General features: G+C 63.0%; 14 protein-coding genes. 11 read left to right on the top strand and 3 right to left on the bottom strand.

The window, feature by feature from the left end:
• The first annotated feature begins 39 nt into the window (after positions 1 to 39).
• From ASD01_RS15100 to ASD01_RS36190, 4 genes are all read left to right on the top strand, one after another.
• Positions 40 to 1,407, top strand: a complete 1,368-nt coding sequence (locus ASD01_RS15100) for a glutamine synthetase family protein (protein ID WP_034798892.1) — start codon at positions 40 to 42, stop codon at positions 1,405 to 1,407.
• Positions 1,404 to 2,717: an NAD(P)/FAD-dependent oxidoreductase gene (locus tag ASD01_RS15095; RefSeq protein WP_060644124.1), complete on the top strand. Its 1,314-nt coding sequence runs from the start codon at positions 1,404 to 1,406 to the stop codon at positions 2,715 to 2,717. The genes ASD01_RS15100 and ASD01_RS15095 overlap by 4 nt, the downstream gene beginning before the upstream one ends.
• Before the next feature lie 284 nt (positions 2,718 to 3,001).
• Positions 3,002 to 3,916 (top strand): transglutaminase-like domain-containing protein, encoded by a 915-nt coding sequence (locus tag ASD01_RS15090; RefSeq protein ID WP_034798891.1) that lies wholly within the window; start codon positions 3,002 to 3,004, stop codon positions 3,914 to 3,916.
• Positions 3,917 to 4,050: 134 nt separating this feature from the next.
• Entirely contained in the window at positions 4,051 to 4,200 is a 150-nt protein-coding gene (locus ASD01_RS36190) for a hypothetical protein (protein WP_034798890.1), read from the top strand.
• 8 nt (positions 4,201 to 4,208) lie between these two features.
• On the opposite strand, the gene ASD01_RS15085 is transcribed toward ASD01_RS36190, so the two are convergent.
• Together ASD01_RS15085 and ASD01_RS15080 are read right to left on the bottom strand one after the other, a co-directional pair.
• Positions 4,209 to 4,601 (bottom strand): YybH family protein, encoded by a 393-nt coding sequence (locus ASD01_RS15085; RefSeq protein WP_034798887.1) that lies wholly within the window; start codon positions 4,599 to 4,601, stop codon positions 4,209 to 4,211.
• Positions 4,602 to 4,652: 51 nt separating this feature from the next.
• Positions 4,653 to 5,270, bottom strand: a complete 618-nt coding sequence (locus ASD01_RS15080; protein WP_034798885.1) for a TetR/AcrR family transcriptional regulator — start codon at positions 5,268 to 5,270, stop codon at positions 4,653 to 4,655.
• 119 nt (positions 5,271 to 5,389) lie between these two features.
• Between ASD01_RS15080 and ASD01_RS15075 the strand changes: the two genes are divergently transcribed.
• From ASD01_RS15075 to ASD01_RS15050, 6 genes are all read left to right on the top strand, one after another.
• Complete coding sequence (locus ASD01_RS15075) at positions 5,390 to 6,484, top strand: ABC transporter substrate-binding protein (protein ID WP_034798957.1); 1,095 nt, start codon at positions 5,390 to 5,392, stop codon at positions 6,482 to 6,484.
• A 74-nt stretch (positions 6,485 to 6,558) separates the two neighbouring features.
• Positions 6,559 to 7,440, top strand: a complete 882-nt coding sequence (locus tag ASD01_RS15070) for an ABC transporter permease (protein WP_034798883.1) — start codon at positions 6,559 to 6,561, stop codon at positions 7,438 to 7,440.
• Between the two features lie 2 nt (positions 7,441 to 7,442).
• The gene (locus tag ASD01_RS15065) at positions 7,443 to 8,234 is read left to right on the top strand and encodes an ABC transporter permease (protein ID WP_034798882.1); all 792 of its coding nucleotides are present in this window, start codon (positions 7,443 to 7,445) and stop codon (positions 8,232 to 8,234) included.
• Positions 8,231 to 9,331 (top strand): ABC transporter ATP-binding protein, encoded by a 1,101-nt coding sequence (locus ASD01_RS15060; RefSeq protein ID WP_060644113.1) that lies wholly within the window; start codon positions 8,231 to 8,233, stop codon positions 9,329 to 9,331. Before ASD01_RS15065 ends, ASD01_RS15060 begins: the two co-directional genes overlap by 4 nt.
• Positions 9,332 to 9,335: 4 nt before the next feature.
• On the top strand, positions 9,336 to 10,070 hold the full coding sequence (locus tag ASD01_RS15055; RefSeq protein WP_034798954.1) for an MBL fold metallo-hydrolase: 735 nt from the start codon (positions 9,336 to 9,338) through the stop codon (positions 10,068 to 10,070).
• A 16-nt stretch (positions 10,071 to 10,086) separates the two neighbouring features.
• Entirely contained in the window at positions 10,087 to 11,520 is a 1,434-nt protein-coding gene (locus ASD01_RS15050) for an aldehyde dehydrogenase family protein (RefSeq protein WP_060644112.1), read from the top strand.
• A 58-nt stretch (positions 11,521 to 11,578) separates the two neighbouring features.
• On the opposite strand, the gene ASD01_RS37250 is transcribed toward ASD01_RS15050, so the two are convergent.
• Positions 11,579 to 11,713 (bottom strand): hypothetical protein, encoded by a 135-nt coding sequence (locus ASD01_RS37250; RefSeq protein ID WP_256385289.1) that lies wholly within the window; start codon positions 11,711 to 11,713, stop codon positions 11,579 to 11,581.
• Here ASD01_RS37250 and ASD01_RS15045 point away from each other — a divergent pair.
• The gene (locus ASD01_RS15045; RefSeq protein WP_371273173.1) at positions 11,667 to 12,557 is read left to right on the top strand and encodes a DMT family transporter; all 891 of its coding nucleotides are present in this window, start codon (positions 11,667 to 11,669) and stop codon (positions 12,555 to 12,557) included. The genes ASD01_RS37250 and ASD01_RS15045 overlap by 47 nt on opposite strands.
• The last annotated feature ends 4 nt before the right edge of the window (positions 12,558 to 12,561 follow it).

Below are 12,561 nucleotides of genomic sequence, written 5' to 3'. Positions count from 1 at the left end.
AACTTTCTGAAAATGTGATCACAAAAAGAGATTTGCGATATGTCGCTCGACGCGGAAGATCCCAGCGCATTCAAGGCATGGCTCGAGCAGAACGGGCCGATCGAAAGCATCCAGGCCGTCGTCTGCGACCTCAACGGCATCATGCGAGGCAAACGCGTGCCGGTGGAGCAGGCGGGCAAGGTGCTCGGCGGCGGCATCCGCATGCCGCTCTCGATTGTCGGTGTCGACGTATGGGGCGAGGACATCATCAACAGCGAGCAGGTGTTTGCGAGCGGCGACCGCGACGGCATCTGCGGTGTCACCGGCCGCGGCGCGCTGCCGGTGAACTGGACCTCGCGGCCGAGCGCGCTGGTGCCGCTCTGGCTGCAGCTTGAGGACGGCAAGCCGTTTCTCGCCGATCCGCGCCAGGCCCTTGCGGCGGTCGTGCGGGAGTACAAGGAGCTCGGCCTTCGCCCCGTCGTCGCGACCGAGTTGGAGTTTTACCTGATCGACCCGGAGCCGGACAGCGCAGTGCCGCCGATCTCGCCCTATACCGGCAAGCGTCTCGATTCCGATGCGATCCTCTCAATCGACGAACTCGACGATTTCGGCGAGTTCTTTTCCGACGTCTACAAGGAATGCGCCCGGCAGAACGTGCCGGCGGATGCGGCGATCGCCGAGAACGGCATCGGCCAGTTCGAAATCAACCTGCTCCACACCGACGACCCGCTGAAGGCGGCCGACGACGCGATCTTCTTCAAGCGCATTGTCAAGGGCGTGGCGCGCAAGCATGGGCTCGCCGCGACCTTCATGGCCAAGCCCTATGGCACCCGTTCCGGCAATGGCATGCATATCCATTTCAGCCTGCTCGACGAGGAGGGCAACAACGTCTTCAACGACGGCAGCGACGAGGGCTCGCCGATGCTGAAGAACGCCGTCGCCGGTCTACTGCGCGGCATGGCCGAGACGACGCTGCTGTTTGCGCCGCATTTCAATTCCTACCGGCGACTGCGGCCGGATACGCACGCGCCAACCGCCGTCTGCTGGGGTTACGAGAACCGCACCTCGGCCATCCGTATTCCCGGCGGCAATCCTGCCGCGCGGCGTATCGAGCACCGCGTCGCCGGTGCCGACTCCAATCCTTATCTCGTCATCGCCGCGATCCTCGGTGCTGCCCTGGTCGGCATCCGCAACAAATGGAAGCCGCCGGCGCCGGTTTCGGGTCGGGCCTATGCAGCGGAGAAATTGCCCAAAATTCCCTCGGAATGGGGGCAAGCGGTCGACAGCTTCGAGGCAGGACCGATTGCCGCCGAAATCTTCGATCCCGTGCTGCGCTCGATGCTGATCGCCTGCAAACGCCAGGAAATCGCGGGCTTTGCCGAGCAGGTCACGGACTACGAATTCAGCGCCTATCTGGAAATCGTCTGATGCTTACCAAACAGAAATCCTATGCCGGTGACGGCAGCTACCCGACCAGCTACTACGCCGCCTCCCGCAACATCATCCGCACGCCGGTCCGGCTGCAGGGCCGGGTCGAGGCCGATGTCTGCGTCGTCGGCGCCGGCTATTCCGGTATGTCGACGGCGATCCACCTTGCCGAAAAAGGCTACAAGGTCGTCGTCATCGAGGGCGCGCAGGTCGGCTGGGGCGCTTCGGGCCGCAACGGCGGTCAGGTGGTCAACGGCCTCAATGCCAGTCTCGCGACCATCCAGCGCTGCTACGGCGAGGATGCGGCGCGCTTCATCGGCGGGCTGGTGCAGGAGGGCGGCAAGATCATCCGCCGCCTCGTCAGCCAGTACCAGATCGAATGCGACCTGAAGCCGGGCAATATCTACGCCGCCTATACGCCGGCGCATATGAAGGAGCTCGAAGCCAAGCAGGCGCTCTGGCGCAAATATGGCATGGACGATCACCAGTTGCTCGACCGTGACGCGCTCGCCAAGCTCGTCAAGTCGGATGCCTATTGCGGCGGCATGCTGGACACGACCGGCGGCCACATGCATCCGCTCAATTTGGTACTCGGCGAGGCCCGTGCCTTCGAAAGCATTGGCGGCACGATCTACGAACAGTCGCCGGTGACACGTGTCGACCACGAGGCGGCGCGGCCGACCGTCTATACTGAAGGCGGCGAGGTTTCGGCGCGCATCGTCGTTCTCTGCGGCAATGCCTATCTCGGCGACGCCGTGCCGAAGCTCGTCTCGCGCGTCATGCCGGTTTCGACGCAGATGATCACCACGGCACCGCTCGGCGAAGAGCTTGCCCATTCGCTGATCCCGAGCGACATGTGCGTCGAGGACGTGCGCTACATCCTCGACTACTTCAGGCTCTCGGCCGACAAGCGCATGATCTTCGGTGGCGGTACCGTCTATGGCGGAACCGATCCGGCCGATGTCGTCGCCAAGCTGAAGCCCAATCTCGAAAAGGTGTTCCCCGCGCTCAAGGGCGTGAAGATCGACTATGCCTGGAGCGGCAATTTCGCGCTCTCCTTCACCCGCGTGCCGCAGATGGGCCGGATCGGCAGCAACACCTATTTCGCCCATGGCTATAGCGGCCACGGCGTTACCGGTTCGCACCTCTTCGGCCGCACGCTCGCCGAGGCGATCGACGGCGACACCACGCGTTATGACGTCTTCGAGAAGCTGCCCTGGTATCCGTTCCCGGGCGGGCGCATGTTCCGGGCGCAGTATTCCACCATCGGTTCCTGGTGGTACCAGTTCAAGGACGCGGCCGGGCTCTAGGAACAATCCGCGCGCAGCGGCGTTTTGGCCGGGCGGACCGCCGTCTCGGCGGCGGTCAGCGGTCGATCTCGCGTCGAATGTGTTTCCGTCCTGATTAGCGATGCGATAGTATCGACCTTCTGCGGCAGGGGTCCGCCATCTCAAAGTGGGCCTTTGCGTCTCTGCCCTGTGACCGCCCGCATCTGGCGCTTGCTGAATCGGTCACCAAGGATCGCCCGCCTGTCGCTGCGGGCAAGCAAACGGGGAGCCTATCGCTCCCGATTGATTTCCTGGGAGACCTCGCGATGTTCGTGCGCTTTGGCTATGAAATCGGCATTCGTTGCCCGCAGCCGACCCCGATGATGACCTATCTTTCCGTCGTGCCGGAACGGCGCTCATGCCTGCGGCGCGAGCATGGTCCAGTCTCTTCGCCGATCGTGAAGATGGAGCAGATCACTGATCCGCATGGCAACACCTGCTTCCGGATGACTGTGCCCGAGGGCGATTTCAAGCTCTGCTATGATGCGGTGATAGAGGATGACGGCAGGCTCGACGCCACGGACCCATTGGCGGATGCGGTGCCGGTCGAGAACCTGCCCGCCGAGTGGCTGCCTTATCTTGCAGCCAGCCGCTACTGCGAAACGGACCGGCTTGGCGCGCTTGCCTGGCGTCTGTTCGGCGATGTGCCAGCCGGCTGGGAGCGCGTCCAGGCGATTTGCGATTATGTCCATGAACGCCTCGTTTTCAGCTACGGCTATGCGCAGGCGATGCGCACGGCACTCGAGGCGCATGAGGATCGCGTCGGTGTCAGCCGCGACTACGCCCATCTGGCGATCACCCTCTGTCGCTGCATGAACATGCCGGCGCGCTACGTGAACGGCTATATGGCCGATATCCCCGCGAGCGAACATCCTGCGCCGATGGATTTCAATGCCTGGTTCGAGGTCTATCTCGGCGATCGCTGGCATACGTTCGACGCCAAGAACAACCAGCGGCGGGCGGGGCGCATCGCGGTTGCCCGCGGCCGTGATGCCGCCGACATTCCGCTGATCCAGACCTTCGGCAAACATGAGCTCACCGCTTTCACCGTCTGGACCTGCGTCGAAACGGATAGCGCGCTCAAAGGCTCGCATCGCGCCTCCGACGTTTCGCTGCTCACCCCATGGTTCAGCGAAACCTGGGCGAAGCATCTTCAGGACCGCGACCGCAACCGCCATTGATGAGCGCGATGGCGGCGAACCGATTTTTTACGATTTATGCGATTTGCGGAATTTAATATCTACAAACTCTATGGAAAATATAGGAGAACAAGACAGTCGATGGGCCGTGGCCCTCGCAGGAACGGAGAGACGCGATGAACGCAGCGAAACCGATGATCCAGTCCCGCTACGCACTCTACGGGACCACACCGCAACGCCGCTCACATGTTCATCTCGTTCCGCACGCAATTGCCATCGTTGCCGCCTTCTCTTTCGTCAGCGCCGTCGTGGTCGGCGCCTTCTGACGGCAGCCTCAGCTTTGCCGTGACAGATGCTCGTGCACGGCAAGCCACTCTCCTGACGATTTCCGCTCGAACACGATCGTTTCCCGTTCGTCCGCGGTTGCGGGCTCTCCATTGAATTCCAGTTCGGTCTCGACCCGGTGGGTGAAGACCGCGACATTGCCCACCGTCTGCACATTTCGCTCGCTCGACCGGCAGGCGCGCACGCGAAAACCGTCCCGTTCCTCCCAAAGCGACCACTCGGCCTCGTACTCCGCCCTGCTTTTCAGCGGTCGGTCGAGCGTGTGGAAGATGAAGGTCGCATCCGGCGCGAACGCGGAGAAATAGGCTGTCCGGTCATGCCTGGCGAAAGCGGCAACCAGCCGGTCGGCGGCCTGAAGCACCGACTGTTCGAGATTTTTCATGGGGTTCCCTCTTTATCCGGAAGCAGACTGCTCCGGTGGTCTTCGTGATGGTCAGCGCACTGCAATGAGCGTCGCCAGCGGGCGGTTCTGCCGTGAGACGCGCGCTTTGAGATCGTCGAGCGACATGGTTTCGCGCTTCGCGAACTCGGTGAACATCATGTTGAGATTGTTGAAGAACATCTCGCCGACCGCCTCGGCATCGACATCAAGTGCGACGACGCCCTTGGCCTGAAGTTTGCGGATCAGCGTCGAAACCTGCTCGCATAGCCGACGATCGAGTTCGGTGTAGCGCTTGCTGAACGGGCTCTCCGGCTGCTGGATGGCGATCGCCATGGCGGTGCGCCACATCTCCTTGCTGAGATAGTGGAGCGAGTGATCGTAGTATTCGCCGATCAGCGCATCGAGTGCGCCCATGACGGAGGCGGGCGGGTTGTCGACGATCGATCCGCCGCCGGCGAGCACCTCCTCGACTTCCATCGATACGGTGGCGAGCAGGATGTCGCCCTTGTTTTCATAGTAGTTGTAGAAGGTTCCGACCGAAATTTCAGCGCGCTCGGCAATGTCCTCGATGCGTGCGCTGTCGTAGCCGACTTCGCGAAAAAGCGCGGCGGCGGCGTCGAGAATTCGCCTGTTGCGATCCGCCTTTTGCCGTGCGCGCAGCCCTGTCATTCCAGTGTTTCCCCGAATTATGAATTGGTTCAAAATTGAGATTGACTTAAAAAATGAATTCATTCAATCTTTTTTTGAAGACGCCGAAACGAGCGTCAAAACAAGAGGGCAACAGCATGATGCAGTCAGTTCGTGACGGTGCGCGCCTGCGCCGTTTTTTCTCCTCCACGGCCGCAATCGCGATCGCCGCTCTGTCGACGGTCGCGGCCCCCGCGCCGGTCTTTGCCCAGGAAGAGCTCAATGCGCTCGTCTGGTGCGACCACACCGATCCGGCGCTTCTTGAGCCGTTCGAGAAGGCCAATGACGTGAAGGTCAACGTCAAGGTTTATGAGGGTACCGGGGCAGGGCTCTCGATCCTCGACCAGTCGCAACCGGGCGACTGGGACGTGCTCGTGATCGACGGCGTCGACGTGCACCGGGCCATCGACCTCGATCTGCTTGCCGAAATGCCGGCCGATGCGTTGCCGACCGCCGACATCTTCCCGGAAGTGCGCATGGAGGCCAACAACACCAAGGACGGCAAGACCTACGCCGTCACCGAGAAGTTCGGCTACAACACGATTTCCTACGACAAGACCAAGGTCGACCCGAAGGACATGCAGGACCTTTCGGTTATCTGGTCGGATAAATACAAGGGCCGCATAGCGCTCTACGACTACTATCTGCCGATGATCGGTCTCGTCGGGCTTGGCCTCGGCAAGAAGACCGCCGATCTGAGTGACGCGGACATGCCGGCGATCAAGGAAAAGCTCGCGGCAATGCGGGCCGTTTCCAAGCAGGTGAGCGACGTCGTCTCCTCGCAGACCGCGCTTGCGACCGGCGAAGTCGACATTCTCGTCGGCGGCGGCGAATGGATCACCGCTGTTCTCTCGGCCGACAAGCCCAGCCTCGACTGGACCATCCCCGAGCAGGGCGCTGTGCGCTGGGCGCAGTCGATCGGCGTGATGAAGGATTCGACCAAGCAGGATCTGGCGCTGAAGTTCGTACAGTACATCGTGAGCCCCGAGGGCCAGGCGCGGCTTGCGACCTCATCCTGCTATTGGGCGATGCCGGCCAATGCCAAGGCGGGTGAACACCTGACCGACCAGCAGAAGGCGGCACTGCGCTTCAATGAGCAGGCCGAATATCTGAAGAAGACGCAGCTCTATCCGATCCCGTCGGCCGAGCTCGACCAGCAGTTCCAGGACGCCTGGACGGAAATGCTGCAGCAGTAATGAAAGCAGCGGGCGCGATGTGTCGCGCTCGCCCTTCTTCTTCGCTCGCCGAAATCCTTTGATCTGGGACGGTAATGGCAGACACCGCTTTGACATCAGCGACAGCGCTTGAAGACGCCGACCGGCGCAAGGCCTGGGGCTTCGTTGCTCCAGCGCTTCTGTGGACCGTCGCCTTCTTCGTCGTGCCCTTCGCCTTCATGGCGGCGATGAGCCTCTGGAAGCGGGAAGGGCGGGACATCGTCCATGCCTGGAACTTCGACAACTACGTCCGCTTCTTCTCCGAAAACGCGCTGTTCCGGGGGCTCGTCAACTCGCTCGAGATCACCGTTATCGTCACGGTGATCTCGGTGCTGCTCGCCTATCCGCTCGCCTGGATCATCGCCGAGCGCGTGCCGAAGCGGCTGCAGCGCATGGCGCTGATCCTGGCGATCCTGCCGTTCTGGACCTCCTATGTGGTGCGCTCCTATTCCTGGCTGCTGGTGTTATCGAAGAACGGTGTAATCAATCAGGTCTTCATGAGCATCGGCCTTATCTCCGAGCCGCTGGAGCTGGCGAGCACGCGCACGGCCACGGTCATCGGTTTCGTGCACTTCTTCGTCATGCTTTTGACGCTGACGATCTATTCCAACCTGATCCAGCTTTCGCCAAACTACCGCCGCGCGGCCGCAGACCTCGGCGCCAATGCCTTCCAGACCTTCTGGCATGTGGTGCTGCCCTTGACGCTGCCCGGTATCATGACCGGCGCCTTCCTTACCTTCGTGCTTTGCATCGGCGACTATGTCACGCCGCAGATCCTCGGCGGCAACAACGAGCTGGTGCTGCCGCAGATCATCATGCTGCAGCTCGGGCGCCGGGCGGATTTCCCGATGGCAGCGGCGCTGTCGATCGTGCTGATGCTCGCCGTCACCGTCGCCTATCTCGCCTGCGCTCGCTGGCTGAAGATCGAGAGGGCCTGACGATGCTGCGCCAGATCTCCGCAAGCGTGCTCTCCTGGACCTATCTCGTCCTCGTCTATGCCTTCATCTTCCTGCCGGTTGCCGTATTGGTGCTGTTCTCGTTCCAGGATGGTCGCCTGCCGGTGCCGCCGTTCAACGGCTTTTCGCTGCAATGGTACGAGGCGGTTTTCGCCGACCGCAAGCTGATGGCAGCGCTTGGTAACTCGATGGTCGTGGCGCTCGTCTCCTCGGTCATCTCCGTGCTGCTCGGCTTTCTCGCAGCCTATGCGCTCGCGCGCTACAAGCTGCCCGGCTCGGCGCTGCAAAGGGGACTGCTGATCGCGCCGATGACGGTCAGCTACCTGATCATCGCGCTTGGCCTTTTGTCGCTCATGAACGCGCTGCATATCCCGCTGTCGCTGATGACGGTCGGCATCGGCCATGTGGTGATCAACCTGCCGCTCTGCTTTGCCATCATCTATGCCTCGATGGGGGATCATCACATCAACATCGAGCGGGCTGCGCGCGATCTCGGCGCCAACGATTTCAAAGTGATGGCGCTGGTGACGGCGCCGATGCTGATGCCGTCGATCCTTGCTGCCTTCTTCCTTTCCGTCACCTTCAGCTGGGACGAGTTCATCATCGCCTTCCTGCTGTCGCGCTTCGACGTGACGCTGCCCGTCGAGATCTGGAGCATGCTGCGCTCCGGCCTCAACCCCAAGACCAATGCCATCGGCTCGCTGGTGTTCTTAGCCTCTGTCGCCGTGCTCCTCATCCTTGAGCTTTCCCTGTTCGGAAGGACGAAAAAACAATGACCGCTCCTGTCTCGATCGAAAACGTCAGCAAGATCTTCGGTGCCTTCACGGCCCTGGATAACGTTTCCCTCGATATCCGGGCTGGCGAGTTCATCGTGCTGCTCGGGCCGTCCGGCTGCGGCAAGACCACGCTTCTGTCGCTCCTTGGTGGCTTTCAGTCGCCAAGCGCGGGGCGCGTGACGATCGCCGGGCAGGACATGACCTATGTGGCGCCGGCCAAGCGTCCGACGACGACGATGTTCCAGGACTATGCGCTGTTTCCACACATGCGCCTTGTCGACAATGTCGGTTTTGGCCTCAGGATGCGCGGCCTTGCCAAGGCCGAGCGGGACGAAAAGGCGCTCGGTTTCCTCGATCTCGTCGGTCTGAAGGCTTCCGCCGGCAAGCGGCCGCACGAGCTCTCGGGCGGCCAGCGCCAGCGCGTGGCGCTCGCCCGCGCGCTTGCCGTCGACCCGGATGTGCTGCTTCTCGACGAACCGCTCGGCGCGCTCGACCTGAAACTGCGCCGCCAGATGCAGGACGAGCTGAAGGCGATCCAAAAGCGCGTCGGCACGACCTTCGTGCACGTCACCCACGACCAGGAAGAGGCGATGGCGATCGCCGACCGGATCGTGGTGATGAACCAGGGCCGTATCGAGGATTTTGGCCCGCCATCGGAGGTCTATATGCGCCCGCGCTCGCTGTTTTCGGCGGGCTTCATGGGCGAGGTCAATTTCGTTTCCGGCCGTGTGGCGGCGGCGGACGCCAGCTCCGCCCGTGTCGAAACCCCGCTCGGCAGCCTGGCGCTGCCGACCGGCAACTTTACCGCATCGTCGCCGAAGGCCGGCGACCGGATTACGCTCACCATCCGGCCGGAACACTTCCGCGCTGACGACAAGGCAGAGGGTCCGACAGTGGCGCTTGGTGAGGCGCGGGTTGCCGGCAGCGCTTTCTTCGGCACGCATTACCGCTGCCACCTGCAGCCCTGTGCGGCGGATACGAGGGCGCTGGTCGCGCACCTGCCGCAATCGGCAAGCGTGCGCGAGGGCGAGATTGTGCCGCTTGCCGTGCGCACCGCCGACGTCGTAGCCTTGCCCGCCACGGGTGGACATGCGTAGCATGATGCAGAGAATTGCACCTCAGGACTGGTACCGGGCGAGGCGGCTCGACGACGGCGTCACCGCTATCGATGAGCCCTATATCCAGGAATTCTACCGCTGCAACATCTGGCATGTGCGCGGCCGCGACCGCGATATGCTCGTCGATAGCGGCATGGGTGTCGTGTCGCTCCGGCAATGGGTGCCCGTCGTCACCGAACGCGCCTTGGACGCCGTCGCCAGCCACACCCACTTCGACCATATCGGCTGCCATCACGAGTTCGAGTGCCGCTGCGTGCATTCGGCCGAGGCGGAACTTCTGGCGCATCCGACGCGCAAGAACACGCTCGCCGACCCCTACGTCGCCGACGAGATCTTCGACGCGCTGCCGCCCGAGCCCTACGCCTCCACCACCTATGCGGTGAAGGCGGCGCCGGCGACGCGGCTGCTCGAAGACGGCGACCATATCGATCTCGGCGACCGCGTCTTCGAGGTGATCCACACGCCCGGCCATTCGCCCGGCGGGATTGCGCTCTTCGAGGCGAAGACCGGGATCCTGTTCTCCGGCGACATCCTCTACGATGGCCCGCTGATCGAGGACACTTATCATTCCAACGCCGACGACTATCTGGCGTCGATGGAACGGCTGCTGAAGATACCCGCGCGTATCGTTCACGGCGGACATTTTCCGAGCTTTTCGGGTGAGCGTTACCGAGCGCTAATCCTTGAATGGCTTGCTGAAAAACAAAAGACAAACTGACGGGAAGGAGGAGCGAATGCTCGACAAACGCAAGTTCTACATCAACGGCAGCTGGGTGGATCCCATCGTCGCCAACGACCTCGAGGTCCTGAACCCGGCAACGGAAAAGCCGGTTGCGGTGATCTCCATGGGTACGGCCGCGGACATCGACCGGGCCGTTGCTGCGGCCAAGAAGGCCTTTGCGACCTATAGCCGGACGAGCGTCGAGGAGCGCCTGGTGCTGCTTGAAAAGCTGCTTGCCGTCTACAAGCGCCGCTATGACGAGATGGTCGACACCATCACCATGGAACTCGGCGCGCCGAAGACTATGACCCGTGAGCAGCAGGCCGATGTCGGCGTCGGCCACCTGCAGGGCTTCATCGATGCGCTGAAGCGCCTGAAGACCCGCGACCGGCTGCCGAACGGCGACGTGATCCTGCGCGAGCCGATCGGCGTCTGCGGCCTGATCACGCCCTGGAACTGGCCGATCAACCAGATCGCGCTGAAGGTGGTGCCGGCGCTCGCGACCGGCTCGACCTGCGTATTGAAGCCGAGCGAGTTCACGCCGCTCAATGCCATGCTTTACGCTGAAATGGTGCATGAGGCGGGCTTCCCGGCCGGCGTCTTCAACCTCGTCAACGGCGACGGCATCAACGCCGGTGCCGCGCTGTCGAAGCATCCCGACATTGACATGATGTCGTTCACCGGCTCGACCCGCGCCGGCATCGCCGTCAGCAAGGATGCCGCCGAAACGGTCAAGCGCGTGACGCTGGAGCTCGGTGGCAAGTCGCCGAACATCGTCTTTGCCGACGCCGATCTCGAAGACCGCGTCACCGGCAGCGTGCTCGAATGCTTCAACAATTCCGGCCAGTCCTGCGACGCGCCGACCCGCATGCTGGTGGAGCGTAGCGTCTATGATCAGGTGGTTGAGATCGCCAAGCGCGTCGGCCGCGAGGCGAAAGTCGGAGACCCGACGCAAGAGGGCGGCCATATCGGACCGCTCGTCAGCCACATCCAGTTCGGCCGGGTGCAGGCGCTGATCAAAGCAGGCATTGCCGACGGCGCGCGGCTGCTCGTCGGCGGTGCCGGCAAGCCGGAGGGCTTCGAGACCGGCTACTTCGTCAAGCCGACGATCTTTGCCGACGTCAACAACGAGATGCGCATCGCCCGCGAGGAAGTCTTCGGTCCGGTGCTGGCGATCATTCCCTTCGACACCGAGGAGGAGGCGATCGCGATTGCCAACGACACCAACTACGGCCTTGCCGCCTATGTGCAGACGGGCAACCCGGAGCGGGCCGAGCGCGTCGCCGGACGCCTGCGCGCCGGCATGGTGCACATCAATGGCGGGCCGCACCGCTACGGCAGCCCGTTCGGCGGCTACAAGCAGTCCGGCAACGGTCGCGAAGGCGGCATGTTCGGCCTTGAGGACTTCCTCGAAGTGAAGACCGTTCACGTTCCCGACGCTGCCTGAATACAGCGCTACGTCCTTGAACGACGGCCGTCGCAATCTGCGGCGGCCGTTTTTTCTTTCAGGCTTCGGCGCTTGCAGGGCTGTCACCGGTCGTCCGCATCTGGTAGCTCGTCGGCTTACCGCCCCAGACGACCGCGCCCTTCCGGATGCCTCCCGTGACCCAAGCTTCCCATTCCCATAATCGCGTTGCCATGGCTGCCCTTCTCATTGGCGGCGCTGCGATCGGCGGCTCGCCGATCTTCGTGCGGCTATCGGAAGTCGGGCCGATGGCGACCGCCTTCTGGCGCGTGGCGCTGGCCTTGATCCCGCTTCTCGCCTGGACCTGGTTTCGTCCCGAGGGCGCCGGGGGGCGGCGACCGGAAAAGCTCTCGGAATATGCGCTTCTGGTCCTGCCGGGCGTGTTTCTCGCGATCGATCTCGGTGCCTGGCACTATGCGTTGACCAAGACATCGGTCGCCAACGCCACGCTGCTTGCCAATCTCGCGCCCGTCTTCGTGACGCTCACGAGCTGGCTTTTGTTTCGCTCGCGCGTCAGCGCCGTCTTCGCCCTCGGCCTCGCAACGGCAGTCGCGGGCGTGGTGATCCTCAAGGGCGGCCCGATGGCGCTGGGTGACGGCAATCTGCTCGGCGATGGCGTGGCCGTCGTCGCGGCGATGTTCTACGCCGGCTATATTCTGGCGATCGGGCAGCTGCGCAGCCTGTTCAGCACCGTGCGCATCATGATCTGGAGCACGGCTTCGGCTGCGATCTGCATGCTGCCGATGGCCGTCCTGTTCGAGCCGTCGCTGTTGCCGCCGACCGCCTTCGGCTGGGCGATGCTTTTCGGGCTCGCCTTCGTCAGCCATGCCGGCGGGCAGGTGGCGATCACCTACGCACTCGCCTATCTGCCGCCCGCATTTTCGTCGCTGACCCTGCTGTTGCAGCCGGTCGTGGCGGCGATCCTCGCCTGGCTCCTGCTTGCCGAGCCGGTCGGGCTGATGCAGGCGATCGGCGGGGCGATCGTGCTTGTCGGCATTTTGATCGCGCGGCGCGGATAACGCC

Source organism: Ensifer sp. Root423, assembly GCF_001426275.1.
In the GTDB taxonomy this organism is placed as follows: domain Bacteria; phylum Pseudomonadota; class Alphaproteobacteria; order Rhizobiales; family Rhizobiaceae; genus Ensifer; species Ensifer adhaerens.
Note: the sequence above shows the minus strand (reverse complement) of the source record. Positions and strands in the feature narration are given on the sequence as shown.